This is a genomic window from Mycobacterium sp. 663a-19 (genome assembly GCF_035616495.1).
In the GTDB taxonomy this organism is placed as follows: Bacteria; Actinomycetota; Actinomycetes; order Mycobacteriales; family Mycobacteriaceae; genus Mycobacterium.
Genome location: NZ_JAPJAV010000006.1, coordinates 308,724 through 325,716, shown reverse-complemented (window position 1 = coordinate 325,716; position 16,993 = coordinate 308,724). Strand labels below are relative to the sequence as shown.

At 71.2% G+C, this 16,993-nt stretch carries 16 protein-coding genes; 10 read left to right on the top strand and 6 right to left on the bottom strand.

Annotation, left to right across the window (positions count from 1 at the left end; all coding sequences use genetic code 11):
• Window positions 1-237 precede the first annotated feature (237 nt).
• Entirely contained in the window at window positions 238-1,245 is a 1,008-nt protein-coding gene (locus OQ968_RS13655) for a VWA domain-containing protein (RefSeq protein WP_324678595.1), read from the top strand.
• On the opposite strand, the gene OQ968_RS13650 is transcribed toward OQ968_RS13655, so the two are convergent.
• From OQ968_RS13650 to OQ968_RS13640, 3 genes are all read right to left on the bottom strand, one after another.
• Entirely contained in the window at window positions 1,246-2,229 is a 984-nt protein-coding gene (locus OQ968_RS13650) for a VWA domain-containing protein (protein ID WP_324678593.1), read from the bottom strand.
• Window positions 2,230-2,329: 100 nt separating this feature from the next.
• A complete protein-coding gene (locus OQ968_RS13645) occupies window positions 2,330-3,628 on the bottom strand; it encodes a primosomal protein (protein WP_324678591.1) in 1,299 nt (432 codons plus the stop codon).
• Between the two features lie 60 nt (window positions 3,629-3,688).
• Window positions 3,689-4,522 carry an alkaline phosphatase family protein gene (locus OQ968_RS13640; RefSeq protein ID WP_324678659.1) on the bottom strand — a complete coding sequence of 278 codons (834 nt, stop codon included), beginning with the start codon at window positions 4,520-4,522 and terminating at the stop codon, window positions 3,689-3,691.
• 164 nt (window positions 4,523-4,686) lie between these two features.
• Between OQ968_RS13640 and upp the strand changes: the two genes are divergently transcribed.
• Complete coding sequence (upp, locus tag OQ968_RS13635; protein WP_324678589.1) at window positions 4,687-5,310, top strand: uracil phosphoribosyltransferase; 624 nt, start codon at window positions 4,687-4,689, stop codon at window positions 5,308-5,310.
• Window position 5,311: 1 nt separating this feature from the next.
• On the opposite strand, the gene OQ968_RS13630 is transcribed toward upp, so the two are convergent.
• Both OQ968_RS13630 and OQ968_RS13625 read right to left on the bottom strand, forming a co-directional pair.
• A complete protein-coding gene (locus tag OQ968_RS13630; protein ID WP_324678586.1) occupies window positions 5,312-6,883 on the bottom strand; it encodes a phospho-sugar mutase in 1,572 nt (523 codons plus the stop codon).
• A gap of 5 nt (window positions 6,884-6,888) precedes the next feature.
• A complete protein-coding gene (locus tag OQ968_RS13625) occupies window positions 6,889-7,695 on the bottom strand; it encodes a purine-nucleoside phosphorylase (RefSeq protein ID WP_324678584.1) in 807 nt (268 codons plus the stop codon).
• A 56-nt stretch (window positions 7,696-7,751) separates the two neighbouring features.
• On the opposite strand from OQ968_RS13625, the gene OQ968_RS13620 reads away from it, so the two are divergent.
• The 4 genes from OQ968_RS13620 to OQ968_RS13605 all read left to right on the top strand — a co-directional run bounded on the left by OQ968_RS13620 (window position 7,752) and on the right by OQ968_RS13605 (window position 11,791).
• Window positions 7,752-8,408: a cutinase family protein gene (locus tag OQ968_RS13620; protein WP_324678582.1), complete on the top strand. Its 657-nt coding sequence runs from the start codon at window positions 7,752-7,754 to the stop codon at window positions 8,406-8,408.
• A 45-nt stretch (window positions 8,409-8,453) separates the two neighbouring features.
• Window positions 8,454-9,635, top strand: coding sequence for a M20 family metallopeptidase (locus OQ968_RS13615; RefSeq protein WP_324678580.1), 1,182 nt, complete (start codon window positions 8,454-8,456; stop codon window positions 9,633-9,635).
• Window positions 9,632-10,801, top strand: coding sequence for a M20 family metallopeptidase (locus OQ968_RS13610; RefSeq protein ID WP_324678577.1), 1,170 nt, complete (start codon window positions 9,632-9,634; stop codon window positions 10,799-10,801). Before OQ968_RS13615 ends, OQ968_RS13610 begins: the two co-directional genes overlap by 4 nt.
• Window positions 10,802-10,909: 108 nt before the next feature.
• Entirely contained in the window at window positions 10,910-11,791 is an 882-nt protein-coding gene (locus OQ968_RS13605; RefSeq protein WP_324678575.1) for a hypothetical protein, read from the top strand.
• A gap of 62 nt (window positions 11,792-11,853) precedes the next feature.
• On the opposite strand, the gene OQ968_RS13600 is transcribed toward OQ968_RS13605, so the two are convergent.
• Entirely contained in the window at window positions 11,854-12,333 is a 480-nt protein-coding gene (locus OQ968_RS13600; protein WP_324678573.1) for a gamma-glutamylcyclotransferase, read from the bottom strand.
• A 51-nt stretch (window positions 12,334-12,384) separates the two neighbouring features.
• Here OQ968_RS13600 and OQ968_RS13595 point away from each other — a divergent pair, with 51 nt between their 5' ends.
• From OQ968_RS13595 to OQ968_RS13580, 4 genes are all read left to right on the top strand, one after another.
• Entirely contained in the window at window positions 12,385-13,815 is a 1,431-nt protein-coding gene (locus OQ968_RS13595) for an NAD(P)H-quinone dehydrogenase (RefSeq protein ID WP_324678571.1), read from the top strand.
• A 61-nt stretch (window positions 13,816-13,876) separates the two neighbouring features.
• Window positions 13,877-15,631 carry a glycerol-3-phosphate dehydrogenase/oxidase gene (locus OQ968_RS13590; protein WP_324678569.1) on the top strand — a complete coding sequence of 585 codons (1,755 nt, stop codon included), beginning with the start codon at window positions 13,877-13,879 and terminating at the stop codon, window positions 15,629-15,631.
• 29 nt (window positions 15,632-15,660) lie between these two features.
• Complete coding sequence (locus tag OQ968_RS13585) at window positions 15,661-16,527, top strand: pseudouridine synthase (protein ID WP_324678657.1); 867 nt, start codon at window positions 15,661-15,663, stop codon at window positions 16,525-16,527.
• Between the two features lie 42 nt (window positions 16,528-16,569).
• Window positions 16,570-16,992 carry a CBS domain-containing protein gene (locus OQ968_RS13580; RefSeq protein ID WP_324678568.1) on the top strand — a complete coding sequence of 141 codons (423 nt, stop codon included), beginning with the start codon at window positions 16,570-16,572 and terminating at the stop codon, window positions 16,990-16,992.
• Window position 16,993: the final 1 nt, after the last annotated feature.

Below are 16,993 nucleotides of genomic sequence, written 5' to 3'. Positions count from 1 at the left end.
TCGCGTTGCGCTGACCGGCCAACTCCGCCAACTCCTCAAACAGCACCCCCAGCCGATCGGCAGGACGCAACTCCGAGTCAAGCGCTGCGGTCGACGACATGACCACATCGTCACAGAGGGGTACGACAGTCCCGGCCACACCGCGGACACAAGGTCGCCGGGACGCTGGAACTGGCGCCGTTGGTGGTACGCGCCGCCATGTGCACGGTCGACGTTTGACGAATACTGTGGCTGGACATGAAGCTGCCGCTGCTGGGCCCGGTGTCGCTGGCGGGCTTTCAGCATGCCTGGTTCTTCCTGTTCCTGCTCGCCGTGCTGTTGGTGATCGGGATCTACGTCGCCCAGCAATTCGCCCGCCGCCGGCGGGTGCTGCGGTTCGCCAACATGGAGGTGCTCGAGCGCGTCGCGCCGAGCCACCCGGGCCGGTGGCGGCACCTGCCCACGATCCTGCTCGCCACGTCGTTGGTGTTGCTCACCACGGCGATGGCCGGGCCGACCTCCAACGTCCGGATCCCGCTCAACCGCGCGGTGGTCATGCTCGTCATCGACGTCTCGGAGTCGATGGCTTCCACCGACGTCGCCCCCAATCGGCTGGCCGCCGCGAAGGTCGCCGGCAAGCAGTTCGCCGACGAGCTGACCCCGGCGATCAACCTGGGCCTGGTGGAATTCGCAGCCAATGCCTCGCTCCTGGTCGCGCCGACGACCAACCGCGACGCGGTCAAGGCGGCGATCGACAGCCTAAAACCGGCACCGAAAACCGCTACGGGAGAAGGCATTTTCACCGCGCTGCAGGCGATCGCGACGGTCGGTTCGGTGATGGGCGGCGGCGAGGGCCCGCCGCCGGCGCGGATCGTGCTGGAGTCCGACGGCGCCGAAAACGTGCCGCTGGACCCCAACGCCCCGCAGGGGGCGTTCACCGCGGCCCGGGCCGCCAAGGATCAGGGCGTGCAGATATCCACGATCTCGTTCGGCACGCCGTACGGCACCGTCGAGTACCAGGGGGCCAACATTCCCGTCCCGGTCGACGACCAGACGCTGCGGAAGATCTGCGAGATCACCGACGGCCAGGCGTTCCACGCCGACAGCCTGGAATCGCTCAAGGACGTCTACGCGACGCTGCAGCACCAGATCGGCTACGAAACCGTGAAGGGCGACGCGAGCGCCGCGTGGATGCTGCTCGGCGCGTTCGTGATGGCCTGCGCCGTGCTGGCGGGCCTGCTGCTGAATCGCCGGCTGCCGGCCTGATCAGGCGGGGAGCCGCCGGTTGATCAACAGCGCCAGGGCGGTGGCGATCAGGGCGGTGATGACACCGAGGCGCAGCCACCCCGAGCTGCCGGGCCCCGGCACCGTGCGAAACCCGATCTCGTTCTCGATCGCGTTGTAGTCCTTGTTGAGCTGTTCGAGGTTGGTGGCGGTGTAGGACTGCCCGCCGGACAGCTGCGCGATCTTCTTCATCTGGTCGGTGGAGACCGGCACGTTCACCCGCTGGCCGTCCAGCTCGATGTGACCGGTCTTGGTGCCGAACGTGATGGTCGAGATGGGCACGCCCTGGTCCTTGGCCAGCCGCGCGGCGGTGTAGGCGCCGTCGTGCGGATCGCTGGGATCCTGCGGCTTGTTCTCCCCGCCGTCGGACAGCAGCACGATGCGGGCCGGCGGCGGCTTGTCCCCGCCCTGCACGGCCGACGCCCCGATCGCGTGCAGGGCGGTGAAGATAGCCTGGCCGGTCGCGGTGCTGTCGGCGAACTCGAGCTTCTTGAGGGCCTCGACCGTCGCCTGGTGCTGCGGGGTCGGCGGCACCAGCAGGTACGGAGTGCCGGCGAAGCCGACGAGCCCCAGGTTGATGCCCGGCGTCAGCTGGCTGGCGAATTGGCTGGCCGCCTGCTCGGCGGCCTTGAGCCGGTTGGGCTCCACGTCGGTTGCCCGCATGGACTGCGACATGTCGATGACCAGCATGATCACGGCGCGGTTGCGCGGGATGCGCATGTCGTGGGTGGGGGTGGCCAGCGCGATCGTCAGCAGGAGCAGGCACAGCAGCGACGCCGCGATCGGGACGTGCCGCCACACCGACTGCGGCACCGTCGCCTCGGTGTAGCGGCGCAGGCGCTGCCGCCGTCGGGCCTGCATGACGACGTAGAGGCCGAGCAGCGCGAGCGGGACCAACGCGAACAGCAACATGCCCGGGCGCTGGAACCCATACAGCGGTAGCGGGCCGATCCCGGGAAGCGACACTCCGCTCACCTTCCCGTCTGGCCGCCGCTGGACTGCCGGCGGACGCTGGCGCCAGTAACCGCCAGTAAAGAGGAGACTCGATTACCCGTCAAACGGGGCGCTATTCCCTGCGCAGCCGCCCGTCGACGAATTGCTCCAGCTTCTCCCACTCCCGCACCGCCGCGGCATACGGACCCGAGGGCTTGCCGACCGAGCCGGGCTCCAGCACGTAGGCCACCAGCCTGCCCAGCGGCCGGCTCGTTGCGAGGGCCTTGTCGACGGTGGGTTCCTCCGAGTAGTCGCCGATGTCGCGGAGCAGCTCGACGGCGAGGTCGAGCTGGTCGCGGTCCACGGCGTCGGGCCCGTCGGCGAAGTCGTCGGCCAGGCCGCTGAGCACGTAGATGTTCTCGTCGGTGATGTCGATCGACAGCGAGCCGTCGGTCGCGGCGGTGCGGATGTCGTCGTAGGTGCTCAGGTCGGCCAGGTCGTGGTCGTGCTCGTCGGCGAGGTAGCGGGCCAGCGCCCGCTCGGAGCCGAAGACGCTGATGCGCCCGTTGCGGCCCAGGAAGATCGGGCGGTCGTCCAGGTAGCAGCGAAGCGTGTAGAACGTGCCCGAGCTCGTCATGATGCGGATCGGGTCGATGCCCACCTGCTGCCAGAAGTCCTTGTCGCTGCCCAGCACGACGGTGTCGCCGGCCGCGCGGGCCTCCTCGCCGAGGGTGTCGTCCTCGGCCTCTTCGGTCGCGTCGGCTTCCTCGGCGGCCTCGGTCAGCTCGGTGGACTCCTCGGCCTCGGTGTCCTCGTCGGCCGGCTCCTCCTCGAGCTCCTCCTCGAGCTCCTCGGCGGCCTTCGCCGACAGCTTGGCGTCGACCTCGGGGGTGCTGACGACGTCGTCGATCGCGCCCAGCACGTCGTCCCAGCTGCGCCCGATGACCTCGGCGATCGAATCCCAGCGTCTGGCGCCGGCCTTGCCGGTGAAGTTCTCGATCCCGCCGGACACCGTGCCGAGGTTGGGATTGCCGTTGAAGAACTTCGCCACCGCCGGCAGCTCGCACACCGATCCGATGGACGACACGATGGCCAGCACGTCCGCCAGCGCGGTCACCGACTCCTCGGTTGGCTTCTCCGCCACCAGCTCCTCGACGACGACGAGATCGAAGTGCTTGTCCTTGGCGGGGTCGAGCTTGCGCGCGTGGGCGCTGACCAGGTCCTTCCACGCGGGATGGTCGACCAGATCGTTGTCGGAATCGGAGCGCACGAAGGCGGCCAGGTCGGCGACGGTCTCGAAGCCGTACAGGTCGTCGTCCTTGCCCAGGAACGCCTCCCACTCGTCGCCGGCATCGCGCCAGCGGGGCGCCCACACGGTGTAGCGGTCACCGGCGGACAGGCTCAGGCGGATGGGCACGAGGTCAGCAGCCATGCGGCACAGAATAGCGACGCTCCGCGCGGACAGCGGTGCCGGTGTGGCGGCTGGCGCCGGTCAGGGCGCCCAGATGCTCGCGATCGGGGCGGCGTTGGCCGCGTTGCCCGTCTTGGGCAGCCCGTACATCTGCTCGAGGGTGGAAAGCACGTTGTAGTGGCTGATCTGCTCGTTGTAGGTGCCCGGCTGCACGTGCGCGCCGTAGATCACCGTCGGGATCTGGTTGCGGGGGCCGTTGTCGTCCTCGTCCCAGGTCACGATCAGCAGGCTGTTGTTGGCCAGCGCCCAGTTGGCGTAGCCGGACAGCTGGCGGTTCAGCCAGGCGTCGCCCTGCGCGATCGACCCGTCGTGCATGTTGTTGTCGTTGTTGGGAATCACGAACGACACGGTCGGCAGGTTCTCGTAATTTCCCATCGGGAACGCGGAGAACGGCACCGAGTTCTGCGGCGGCACATTGGTGAAGTTGGCCCACGGCACGTGCTTGCGCGCGTACTTGCCGGCGCTGCACACCGGGGAGCCGACCGCGGGCAGGTCCTCGGCGTAGCCGATGAATGTGTAACCGGCGGAGAGCAATTCGGAACCGAGGTTCGGAGCGTTGCCCGCGTTGACCGGGCACACGTCCTTGGTCACCCCGAACGTGTTGCCCGCGAACAGCGCCAGGTAGTTCGGCTCGCTGGGATGCGTTTCGGCGAAGGACTGGGCCATGTTCGCGCCGTGGGCGGCCAGCGCGGTGATGAACGGCGCCGACCTGCTGCCGATGATGTTGCCCTCAGAACGGTTCTCCTCCACCACGATTACGACGTGCGCGGGCCGGGGCAGCGCGGCCGCGGCCAGGCCGACGCGAGGCGTCAACGGGATGGCCGCCAGGCCCGCGAGCGTCACCGCGCCGGCCATTCCGACGATGCGATACGCCCAGACGAGCAGCCTTCTCGGACTTCGAATTTCGCCGAACACCCGGGGAGTATATGAGCGGATCCGCGGCGTCGACGGGACGGACGCGAGCGTGTCAGCGGGCCTTTAGCCAAAAGAGCCCGTATCGTTATATACGCTGGAATTCCATGGACGTCCGCGTGATCGACCACCCGCTGGCCGCCGCCCGGCTGACCACGCTGCGCGACGAACGCACCGACAACGCGGGGTTCCGGAACGCGTTGCGCGACCTGACGGCGATGCTGGTCTACGAGGCCACCCGGGACGCCGGCCGCGAGACCTTCCCCATCCGCAGCCCGCTGGCCGAGACGCTCGGTGTGCGGCTGGCCAACCCGCCGCTGCTGGTGCCCGTGCTGCGCGCCGGGCTCGGCATGGTCGACCAGGCGCTCGCGCTGCTGCCGGAGGCCAGGGTGGGCTTCGTCGGCGTCGCCCGCGACGAGGAAACCCACCGGGCGAGCGGGTACATGGAGTCGCTGCCCGACGACCTGAGCGCGCAGCCGGTGCTGGTGCTCGATCCGATGCTGGCCACCGGCGGGTCGTTGAACCACACCGTCGCGCTGCTGCAGCGCCGCGGCGCGACGGAGATCACCGTGCTGTGTGTCGTCGCCGCCCCGGAAGGCATTGCGGCGCTTGAGAAAACGGCGCTGGACGCGCGGCTGTTCACCGTCGCCGTCGACGACGGGCTCAACGAGATCGCCTACATCGTCCCGGGTCTCGGCGACGCGGGCGACCGCCAGTACGGGCCGCGTTGACTCACCAGCCGCGCACCTCGGTGACCAGCTCGTCGCGCAACGCGGCGGCCCGCTCGCGAGCGGAGGGCAGGCCGTCGGCCACCGGGCAGCGAATCTCCAAGTAGCACTTCAGTTTCGGTTCGGTTCCCGACGGCCGCACCACCACCCGGGCCGACGCCGCGTCGTCGCCGCCGGTGAAGATCAGCGCGTCACCGATGTCGCTGATGGTCGCCGGGAAGCCGGCCAGCGTCGACGGCGGGGCGGCCCGCAGCCGCCGCATCAGCCCGGCGGCCTCGTCGGGACCGGCGACCCGGCGCGACACCGCCGCCACCTCGTGCACACCGTGGCGCAGCGCGAGCTCGTCGAGCCGGTCGGACACCGATCGGCCTTCCAGCGATGCCACCAGGTCGCACACCAGCACCGCGGCGCTGATGCCGTCCTTGTCGCGCACGGCGGCGGGGTCAACGCAGTGGCCGATCGCCTCCTCGTAGGCGTACACCAGGGTGCCCGGCAGGTTGGCGTCGGCGCGCGCCAGCCATTTGAAGCCGGTGAGGGCCTCGACGTGGGTCGCGCCGTAGTGCGCGGCGATGGCCGCCAGCATCCGCGACGACACCACGGTGCTGGCCACCACCGCGGTTTCCGGGCGCTCGTGCGAGAGGATGTAATCGCCCAGCAGCCAACCGGTTTCGTCTCCCGACAGCATCCGCCACCCCGATGCCGTCGGTACGCCGACCGCGCAGCGGTCGGCGTCGGGGTCCAGCGCGATCGCGACGTCGGCGTGGGTGTCGACGGCGAGCGTGAGCAGCGCGTCGGTGGCGCCGGGCTCCTCGGGGTTGGGGAATGCGACGGTGGGGAAGTCGGGGTCGGGTGCGAACTGGGCGCCGACGGTGTGCACCGGGTCGAAGCCGGCCCGGTGCAGCGTCTCGACGGCGACGGCGCCGCCCACCCCGTGCAGCGGCGTCAGGGCCACCCGAATCGAACCTCCGGCCCGGCGCACGCCCGCCGCGCGCTCGATGTAGCGCTCGACCAGGTCGGTGCGGGCGGGTTCGACTGCCCTGCGGCCGATCTGGTCGGCGGGAGGGGCGGCGGCCATCGCGGTTTCGATCCGGCGATCGGTGGGGGAGACGATCTGGATGCCGCCGTCGAAGTACACCTTGTAGCCGTTGTCGGTGCGCGGATTGTGCGACGCCGTGATCTGTATCCCGGCGGCGGCGCCGGTGTGGCGCACCGCGAACGCGACCACCGGCGTGGGTACCGGGCCCGGCAAGAGCAGCACTGAAAAGCCCTCGGCGGCAAGCACTTCGGCCGTCACGGTGGCGAAAATCGCCGAGCCGTGCCGGGCGTCGCGCCCGACGATCACCAGCGACCCGGCCCGGCCGCGGTCGGCGAGCACCCGCGCCACCGCCCAGGTCGCGCGCGACACCACCGCCACGTTCATCGCGTCGGGGCCCCCGCGCACCGGGCCGCGCAGCCCGGCGGTGCCGAAGGTGAGCGGGCGGGCGAACCGCGCCGCGAGCTCGTCGGGACCGCAGGCGGCGAGCTCGGCGGCCGTCCTGGGGTCCGGGTCGTGCGCGATCCACTCCTCGGGCGTCATGGCGTCTAGAGCCGGGCGATGACGCCAGCCAGCAGCGCGCCCAGCCGTTCGGCCGACGCGGCCCCGGCCGCAACCACCTCGGCGTGTTGCAGCGGGGCGCCGCTGATGCCGGCGGCCAGGTTCGTCACCAGGGATATGCCGAGCACCTCGGCGCCGGCCGCGCGGGCCGCGATGGTTTCGTGCACCGTCGACATGCCCACCAGGTCGGCGCCGAGGGTGCGCAGCATCCGGATCTCCGCCGGCGTCTCGTAATGCGGCCCGGGCAGGCCCGCGTAGACGCCCTCCGTCAGCTCCGGGTCCGCCTCGCGGGCGAGCTTGCGCAGCCGCGGGGCGTAGGCGTCGGTCAGGTCCACGAACTGCGCGCCGACCAGCGGCGAACGCGCGGTCAGGTTCAGGTGGTCGCTGATCAGCACCGGCTGCCCGACGCGCATGTCCGGGCGCAGTCCGCCGGCCGCGTTGGTGAGCACGACGACGCGCGCCCCGGCCGCGCACGCGGCCCGCACCGCGTGCACGACGTGGGCCAGGTCGTGCCCCTCGTAGGCGTGCACCCGGCCGGCCAGCACCAGCACCCGGTGCCCGCCGACGGGCACCGACATGAGCTCGCCGGTGTGACCGACCGCGCGCGGCGGCGCGAACCCCGGCAGCTCGGCCTGGGCCAGGGTGACGGTCGGGGAGCCCAGCGCGGCGACGGCCGGCGCCCAACCGGATCCGAGGACGACGGCGACGTCGTGCTCGCCGAACCCGGTGCGCTCGCCGATCGCGCGTGCCGCCAGTTGCGCGAGTTCGTCGGGAGCGGGCGGGGATTCGGCCACAGCCATCGACCTTAGCGCCGCGACGGTTGTCGGCGGCATATGTCAGGATCTGCCGCATGGGTTTTCGTAACTGGCCGATCGTCGGCCTGGCTGTCGCCGTCGCGGTGTCGGCGTTCGCGTTTGGCTCGCCGGCGGCGCGCGCCGACGGGTGTCCCGATGTCCAGCTGATCTTCGCCCGCGGCACCGCCGAGCCGCCCGGCCTGGGCGCCGTGGGCGATGCGCTGTTCGCCGCGCTGCAGCCCGCCCTCGGCTCGCGCACCGTCGAGGCCTACCCGGTGAACTATCCGGCCAGCTATAACTTCCTGACCACCGCCGACGCCGCCAACGACGCGCGGGACCACATCGCGCAGATGGTCGCCCAGTGCCCGTCGACGCGGCTGGTGCTCGGCGGCTTCTCGCAGGGCGCCGCCTCGGTGTCGATGCTGGCGGGGGTGCCGCCCGTCGGGCAGCGCATCGGCAACTTCGGGTCGGCGCCCGCGCTGGACCCCGGGCTGGCCGGCAAGGTGCGGGCCGTCGCGGTGTTCGGCAACCCCGGCAACCGCTTCAACACGCCGCTGTCGTCGACGGGCGCGTTCGCGGGGCGGGCCATCGACCTGTGCAGCCCCGGCGATCCCGTCTGCGTCGTCGGCGGCCGCGACCGCGACGCCCACCACGACTACGAGGCGCCGCCCTACCCCGGACAGGCGGCGGGATTCATCGCCGGGCTGGTGTAGGCGTCGGGACCTCGGGCCGGTGCGCCCGGGTGAGATACTGCGAGAATGCCCGCAGCACCGTTAGCCAGCGTCGAGGACGCGGTGCGGCGCCGCGGATCCGACCTCGTCGAGCTGTCGCATGCCATCCACGCCGAGCCCGAGCTGGCGTTCGCCGAGCATCGCAGCTGCGCCAAGGCGCAGGCGCTGGTGGCCGAGCGGGGCTTCGAGATCACCCCGCGCGCGGGCGGGCTGGACACGGCCTTTCGCGCCGACTTCGGCAGCGGGCCGCTGGTCGTCGGGATCTGCGCCGAGTACGACGCGCTGCCCGAAATCGGGCACGCCTGCGGGCACAACATCATCGCGGCCTCGGCGGTCGGGACGGCGCTGGCGCTGGCCGAGGTGGCCGACGAGCTGGGCCTGACGGTGGCGCTGCTGGGCACGCCCGCCGAGGAGGCCGGCGGCGGCAAGGAGCTGATGCTGAAGGCCGGGGTGTTCGACGACGTCGCGGTGGCGGTCATGGTGCATCCGGGCCCGGCCGACATCGCCGCGGCCCGCTCGCTGGCGCTGTCGGAGGCGGTCGTTGAGTACCGTGGCAAGGAATCGCACGCCGCGGTCGCGCCGCATCTGGGGATCAACGCCGCCGACGCCGTGACCGTCGCGCAGGTGGCCGTCGGGCTGCTGCGGCAGCAACTGGCGCCGGGGCAGATGATGCACGGGATCGTCACCGACGGAGGGCAGGCCGTCAACGTCATCCCCGGCCACGCGACGTTGAAGTATGCGATGCGGGCGGCCGAGTCGGATTCGCTGCGAGCGCTGGAGGGCAGGATGTTTGCGTGCTTCGCCGCGGGTGCGTTGGCCGCCGGCTGCGAGTACGAAATCAACCAGCCGTCACCGCCCTACGCCGAGCTCAAGCCGGACCGCTGGCTGGCCGGCGTCTTCCGCGACGAGATGCGCCGGCTGGGGCGTGACCCGGTGGGGCCCGAGGTCGAGGACGGGCTGCCGATGGGCAGCACCGACATGGGCAACGTGACGCAGCTGCTGCCCGGGATCCACCCGGTGATCGGCGTCGATGCCGGCGGCGCCACGGTGCACCAGCGCGCGTTCGCCGACGCCGCCGCCGGCCCCAGCGCCGACCGCGCGGTCGTCGAGGGCGCGATCATGCTGGCGCGCACGGTCGTCCACCTCGCCGAGAACCCCGGCGAACGCGACCGGGTGCTGACCGCGCGGCAACAGAGGGCCGGCGCATGAGCCTGGTCGACACCGCCGAGTCGTGGCTGGCCGCACACCACGAGCACCTGGTCGAGTGGCGCCGGCACATCCACCGCTACCCGGAGCTGGGCCGCCAGGAGTACGCCACCACTCAGTTCGTCGCCGAGCGGTTGGCCGACGCGGGCCTGAACCCCAAGGTGCTGCCCGGCGGCACCGGGCTGACCTGCGACTTCGGCCCCGAACACGAGCCGAGGATCGCGCTGCGGGCCGACATGGACGCGCTGCCCATGGCCGAGCGGACCGGCGCGCCGTACGCCTCGACGATGCCCAACGTCGCGCACGCCTGCGGGCACGACGCTCACACCGCGATCCTGCTGGGCACCGCGCTGGCGCTGGCGTCGGTGCCCGAGCTGCCGGTCGGGGTGCGGTTGATCTTCCAGGCCGCCGAGGAGCTGATGCCCGGCGGCGCGATCGACGCGATCGCCGCCGGCGCGCTGACCGGGGTGTCGCGGATCTTCGCGCTGCACTGCGACCCGCGGCTGGAGGTCGGCAAGGTCGCCGTCCGGCAGGGCCCCATCACGTCGGCCGCCGACCAGATCGAGATCACGCTGTACTCGCCCGGCGGGCACACCTCGCGGCCGCACCTGACCGCCGACTTGGTCTACGGGCTGGGCACGCTGATCACCGGGCTGCCCGGGGTGCTGTCGCGCCGCATCGACCCGCGCAACGGCACCGTGCTGGTGTGGGGCGCGGTCAACGCCGGCGTGGCCGCCAACGCCATCCCGCAAACCGGCGTGCTGGCCGGCACCGTGCGCACCGCCAGCCGGCAGACCTGGATGGGCATGGAGGGGTTCATCCGCGAGGCCGTGGCCGCGCTGCTGTCCCCGCTGGCGATCGAACACACGCTGCAATACCGGCGCGGGGTGCCGCCGGTGGTCAACGAGGACGTCTCGACGCGCATCCTCATGCACGCGATCGAGGCCGTCGGCCCCGACGTGCTGGCCGACACGCGGCAGTCCGGCGGCGGCGAGGACTTCTCCTGGTACCTGGAGGAGGTCCCCGGCGCGATGGCCCGGCTGGGCGTGTGGTCGGGCGAGGGCCCGCAGCTGGATCTGCACCAGCCGACGTTCGACCTCGACGAGCGGGCCCTGGCGATCGGCCTGCGGGTGCTGGTCAACATCATCGAGCAGTCGGCGCTGTTCTAGAGCCGCGAGCGCGCTCATATGCACGCCGACACGCCGTCCAAGCCAGCATTTTGAGGACGCTCGGCAAGTGAATTGTCGGTGCCGCATGCGGCGCCGACAATTCACCGCGTGCATGCGGAGCTCGACAGGTTGCTGGTTGAACAAGGCGGAGTTGTTAGCGCTCGCCAGGTGTTAGCTTTCGCGACTCGTCGAGGCCTTGAGGGCCAACTGAAACGCGGTGCGTTGCAGAAGGTTTGGCATGGCATATACGGCCGCGGCGAAGTGACCGCTGCATTGCGATTGCGGGGACTGGATCTGCTGGCCGGCACGACGGTCGCGGCATGCATGCACACAGCAGCGGCCGCTTACGGATTCGACACCGAAGACACCTCGAATCTGCATGTGCTTAATCCCGGCGGTCGGCGCTTGCACTCGACTCGCGGCCTGGTGGTGCACCGGCGAGACGGGGCACCACTGACTGTGATACGGGGCCGGCCGGCGACGGCACCCTCATGGACGGCGATCGAAGTTGCCCGCAGCCTGCGGCGGCCTCGCGCACTCGCGACCCTCGATGCCGCGCTGCGCAGCAGAATGTGCAGCCCCGGGGAGCTGGCGAGGGCCATCGAATTGCAGTCCGGTCGCCGCGGCGTCGTCAAGGTCCGCGAACTGCTTCCGCTGGCTTCGCCCCTGGCCGAGTCGCCGATGGAGAGCGAGGCTCGGCTGGTCATGATCGACGGAGGCCTTCCGCGGCCAGTGCTGCAGTACGAGCTCATCGACTTGACCGGCCGCCTGTGGCGGCTCGACTTCGCCTGGCCCGAGTTTCGGGTGGCTGCCGAGTACGACGGGGTCGACTGGCACAGCGGGCCCGACGCATTTCGGCGTGACCGCAAAAGGTCCGCGGCATTGCAGGACCTGAGTTGGGTGGTAGTGCCGATCATCGCCGAGGATGTCAGGTATCAACCCGCACAACTTGTGCGTCGGCTCGACGCTCGATTAAGTCGGGCAGCGTGAGTGGCCCCAAAATGCCGGCCGCGACGGCGTGTCGGCGTACATATGAGCGCGCTCGCGGCAAGTTAAGAAGTAGTGCCGGGGCCGATGTTGCGGGCCGGGCGGGTGCGCAGGTCGTGCACGTAATCGGCTGGCGCGCCGGCGATTTCGGCGGCATCGGCCATCACGCCCAGGTACCGCGCCGACGGCAGGCCGCCCTCCCAGGCGTCCAGCACGTACAGCCACGCCAGCACGGGATCGGTGGTGGTGTCCGACGACAGGCGTTCCACCCGGCAGCGGATCTTCTTGTGGACGCCGAACTCCGAGCCCTCCCAGCGGTCGAGGTTCTTCTCGTCCGCCGGTGTCATGTCGTAGAGGACCACGAACACCTTGGAATTCGGGTCCTCGACGATGGTGGCCAGCGCGCCCTCCCAGCCGATGTCCTCGCCGCCGAACGTCAACCGCCATCCCGGCAGCCAGCCGGTTCCCGCCATCGGGGAGTGGGGTGCGCGCTGGAGCATCTGCTCGGGATGCATGTTCGACCCGTAGGCGGCGTAGAGCGGCACGGGGGCAAGCTTAGACGGCATGGCGGCGCGCGGCGGGCTAGGTTAAGGCCTGTGGTGACCCGCATCGTGATCCTCGGCGGAGGCCCGGCCGGTTACGAAGCCGCGCTGGTCGCCGCCACCTCACACCCGGAAACGGCCCAAGTCACCGTCATTGACTCCGACGGCATCGGCGGGGCGGCCGTGCTGGACGACTGCGTGCCGTCCAAGACGTTCATCGCGTCGTGCGGGCTGCGCAGCGAACTGCGCCGGGCGCCGCAGCTGGGTTTCGGCATCGACTTCGACGAGGCCAGGATCTCGTTGCCGCAAATCCACGCCCGGGTCAAGAAGCTGGCGGCGGCGCAGTCGGCCGACGTCACCGCCCAGCTGCTCAGCATGGGTGTCCACGTGGTCGCCGCCAAGGGGGAGCTCGTTGACTCCGCGCCCGGCCTGGCCCGGCACCGGGTCCGGGCCACCCATTCCGATCCGGGGCCCGACGGCCCCGTTACCACCCAGCACGACGCCGACGTCGTGCTCATCGCCACCGGCGCCAGCCCGCGGATCCTGCCGTCGGCCGTCCCGGACGGCGAGCGCATCCTGACCTGGCGACAGCTCTACGACCTGCAGGCGTTGCCGGCGCACCTGATCGTGGTGGGCTCGGGCGTCACCGGCGCCGAGTTCGTGGACGCCTACACCGAATTGGGCGTGCCGGTCACGGTGGTGGCCAGCCGCGACCGGGTGCTGCCGTACGAGGACGCCGACGCCGCAGCCGTTTTGGAGGAGTCGTTCGCCGAGCGCGGCGTGCGGCTGTTCAAGAACGCCCGCGCGCAGTCGGTCACCCGCACCGACGCCGGCGTGCTGGTGACGATGGCCGACGGCCGCACCGTGGAGGGCAGCCACGCCCTGATGACCATCGGCTCGACCCCCAACACCGGCGGGCTGGGCCTGGAGCGGGTGGGCATCGAGCTAGGCCCCGGCAATTACCTGACCGTGGACCGCGTTTCGCGTACGTCGGTGCCCGGCATCTACGCCGCCGGCGACTGCACGGGTCTGCTGCCGCTGGCGTCGGTCGCCGCCATGCAGGGCCGGATCGCGATGTACCACGCGCTGGGCGAGGGGGTGAGCCCGATCCGGCTCCGCACCGTCGCGGCGACGGTGTTCACCAGCCCCGAGATCGCCGCGGTCGGGGTGCCGCAATCGATGATCGACGACGGCTCGGTGACCGCCCGGACCATCATGCTGCCGCTGCGCACCAACGCGCGGGCCAAGATGTCGGAGATGCGCCACGGCTTCGTCAAGCTCTTCTGCCGGCGCTCCACCGGCGTGGTCATCGGCGGCGTGGTGGTGGCGCCGATCGCGTCCGAGCTGATCCTGCCGATCGCCGTGGCCGTAACCAACCGCATCACGGTCAACGAGCTGGCCCAGACGCTCGCCGTCTACCCGTCGCTGTCCGGGTCGATCACCGAGGCGGCGCGGCGGCTGATGGCGCACGACGATCTGGACTGAACCGGTTAGCCTTGGGTGTTGCACCGTCCTACTGACGAGTAACCGACAGGAGCCTTGCGCCGTGAGCGACCCGATCCATGCGCCCACCGAGCAGACCTGGCCGGCCTCGGTGCTCGGACCCCAGCAGCGCGAGGCGGCCTGGGAGCGGCTCGGCACCGAGCAGTTCGACGTCGTCGTCATCGGCGGGGGCGTGGTGGGCTCCGGGTGCGCGCTGGACGCCGCCACGCGTGGGCTCAAGGTCGCGCTGGTCGAGGCGCGCGACCTGGCGTCGGGCACGTCGAGCCGCTCGTCGAAGATGTTCCACGGCGGGCTGCGCTACCTCGAGCAGCTGGAGTTCGGGCTGGTGCGCGAGGCGCTCTACGAACGCGAGCTGTCGCTGACCACGCTGGCGCCGCACCTGGTCAAGCCGCTGCCGTTTCTGTTCCCGCTCACCAAGCGGATCTGGGAGCGGCCCTACGTCGCGGCGGGCATCTTCCTGTACGACCGGCTCGGCGGCGCGAAATCCGTTCCGCCGCAAAAGCATTTGACCCGCGCCGGCGCGCTGCGACTGTGCCCGGGCCTGAAGCGCAGCTCGCTGATCGGTGGAATTCGCTACTACGACACCGTCGTCGACGACGCCCGGCACACCATGACGGTCGCGCGCACCGCCGCGCATTACGGCGCGGTGGTGCGGTCCTCCACCCAGGTGGTCGGGCTGTTGCGCGACGGCGACCGGGTGATCGGCGTACGCGTCCGCGACTCCGAGGACGGCTCGATCACCGAGGTCCGCGGCCACGTCGTGGTCAACGCGACCGGGGTGTGGACCGACGAGATCCAGGCGCTGTCCAAGCAGCGCGGGCGATTCCAGGTGCGCGCGTCCAAGGGCGTGCACGTGGTGGTGCCGCGGGACCGCATCGTCAGCGACGTCGCGATGATCCTGCGGACCGAGAAGTCGGTGATGTTCGTCATACCGTGGGGCAACCACTGGATCATCGGAACCACCGACACCGACTGGAATCTCGACCTGGCCCACCCCGCGGCCACCAAGGCCGACATCGACTACATCCTGGGGACCGTCAACGGCGTGCTGGCCACGCCGTTGACGCACGCCGACATCGACGGGGTGTACGCGGGGCTGCGCCCGCTGCTCGCCGGGGAGAGCGACGAAACCTCCAAGCTGTCGCGGGAGCATGCGGTGGCGGTGCCCGCGGCGGGTCTGGTGGCCATCGCCGGCGGCAAGTACACGACCTACCGGGTGATGGCGGCCGACGCGATCGACGCTGCGGCCCAATACGTTCCGGCCCGCGTCGCGCCGTCGATCACCGAGAAGGTGAGCCTGCTGGGCGCCGACGGCTATTTCGCGCTGATCAATCAGGCCGAACACGTCGGCGCGCTGCAGGGCCTGCACCCCTACCGGGTGCGACATTTGCTGGACCGCTACGGCTCGCTGATCGGCGACGTGCTGGAGCTGGCGGCCGAAACCCCCGGGCTGCTCAGCCCGATCAAGGAGGCGCCGGGCTACCTGCGGGTGGAGGCCGTCTATGCCGCCGCCGCCGAGGGCGCCCTGCACCTGGAGGACATCCTGGCCCGCCGGATGCGCGTCTCCATCGAGTACTCGCACCGCGGCGTCGACTGCGCCAGGGAGGTGGCCGAGCTGGTCGCGCCGGTGCTCGGGTGGAGCGCCGCGGACGTCGACCGCGAGGTCGCCAACTACACCGCGCGGGTGGAGGCCGAGGTCCTGTCGCAGGGGCAGCCCGACGACGTGTCGGCCGACGAGCTGCGCGCCAGCGCGCCCGAGGCCCGCGCCGAGATCCTCGAGCCGGTGCCGCTCAATTGAGAACCGCGAGAACCGCGAGGGCCGCGCCGCTGCCGGTCCGCGACGGCCTGGGACCCGCAAGGGTGCGGTTGCGCGGCGGACCCGTGCTGGCCGAGCTGTCCGCCCGGTTCGGCGAGCCGGCCCGCGAGGTCGTCGGGGCCGACGGCGCTCCGGTCGACGAGACGACGGTGCTGCCGACGGGCTCGTTCGTATACCTGTATCGCGAACTGCCGCAAGAGGTTCCGGTTCCCTTCGACATGCCGGTGCTGTATCGCGACGACGACATCGTGGTCGTCGACAAGCCACACTTCCTGGCCACCATGCCGCGGGGCCGGCACGTCGCGCAGACCGCGCTGGTGCGGCTGCGCCGCGAACTGGGGCTGCCCGAGCTCAGCCCGGCCCACCGGCTGGACCGGCTGACGGCGGGGGTGCTGCTGTTCACCGCCCGGCGCGAGCTGCGCGGCGCCTACCAGACGCTGTTCGCCCGGGGCGAGGTGCGCAAGACCTACCTCGCGCGGGCGGCGGTCGACCCGGCCCTGGCGCTCCCGCGCGTGGTCACCAGCCGCATCGTCAAGCGCCGCGGACGGCTGCAGTCGGCCTGCGAGCCCGGCGTGCCCAACGCCGAGACGCTGGTGGAGCTGTTGACGCCGGACGGCCTGTACCGGTTGACGCCGCGCACGGGACGCACCCACCAGCTGCGGGTGCACATGGCCTCGCTGGGGATACCGATCGCCGGTGATCCGTTGTACCCCAACATCATTGACGTGCCAGCGGACGACTTCAGCGCGCCGCTGCAATTGCTGGCGCAGCGCATCGAGTTCGACGACCCGGTCAGCGGCATCCGGCGCGACTTCGTCAGCCGCCGCGCGGGCTGGGCAGCCGAACGGGTTACCTCCGCCACTCGAATGAGGGACTGAGGTCACTAGACCCGGCCGCCGCATCCCGGCGAGCATGGTGGCGTGACCAGCTTCGCTTCCCCCGGATCCATACCGATCGCGACCATCACCGGCGACCCGGTGGCGCGCGTCGCCGCCGACGCCACGGTTGCCGACGTGGCCATGGCCATGGCGGACGTCGACGTCGGCGCGGTCGTCGTCGGTGACGATCAGCGCCCCGCCGCGCTGGTGAGCGAGCGCGACGTCGTCCGGGTGGTGGCCGCCGGCAAGAACCCGGCCGCCGTGCCGGCCGCCGAGGTGGCCAGCACCAAGCTGGTCTGGTGTGACGCCGACGCCACGGTGGACCAGGTGGCCACCCGGATGATGGACCGCTACATCCGCCACGTCCTGGTGCAGCGCGACGGCGCGCTGGCCGGCATCGTGTCGGCCCGCGACCTGCTGGGCGTCTACAGCGCCGCCGCGGACCTGGACGCCGATTCGGCCTGAC

Excerpts from the sequence above, each read along its gene's own strand:
- OQ968_RS13655 (WP_324678595.1), top strand. The coding sequence starts at position 238 with ATGAAGCTGCCGCTGCTGGGCCCGGTGTCGCTGGCGGGCTTTCAGCAT.
- OQ968_RS13645 (WP_324678591.1), bottom strand. The coding sequence starts at position 3,628 with ATGGCTGCTGACCTCGTGCCCATCCGCCTGAGCCTGTCCGCCGGTGAC.
- OQ968_RS13640 (WP_324678659.1), bottom strand. The coding sequence starts at position 4,522 with ATGGCCGGCGCGGTGACGCTCGCGGGCCTGGCGGCCATCCCGTTGACG.
- upp (WP_324678589.1), top strand. The coding sequence starts at position 4,687 with ATGGACGTCCGCGTGATCGACCACCCGCTGGCCGCCGCCCGGCTGACC.
- OQ968_RS13630 (WP_324678586.1), bottom strand. The coding sequence starts at position 6,883 with ATGACGCCCGAGGAGTGGATCGCGCACGACCCGGACCCCAGGACGGCC.
- OQ968_RS13620 (WP_324678582.1), top strand. The coding sequence starts at position 7,752 with ATGGGTTTTCGTAACTGGCCGATCGTCGGCCTGGCTGTCGCCGTCGCG.
- OQ968_RS13615 (WP_324678580.1), top strand. The coding sequence starts at position 8,454 with ATGCCCGCAGCACCGTTAGCCAGCGTCGAGGACGCGGTGCGGCGCCGC.
- OQ968_RS13610 (WP_324678577.1), top strand. The coding sequence starts at position 9,632 with ATGAGCCTGGTCGACACCGCCGAGTCGTGGCTGGCCGCACACCACGAG.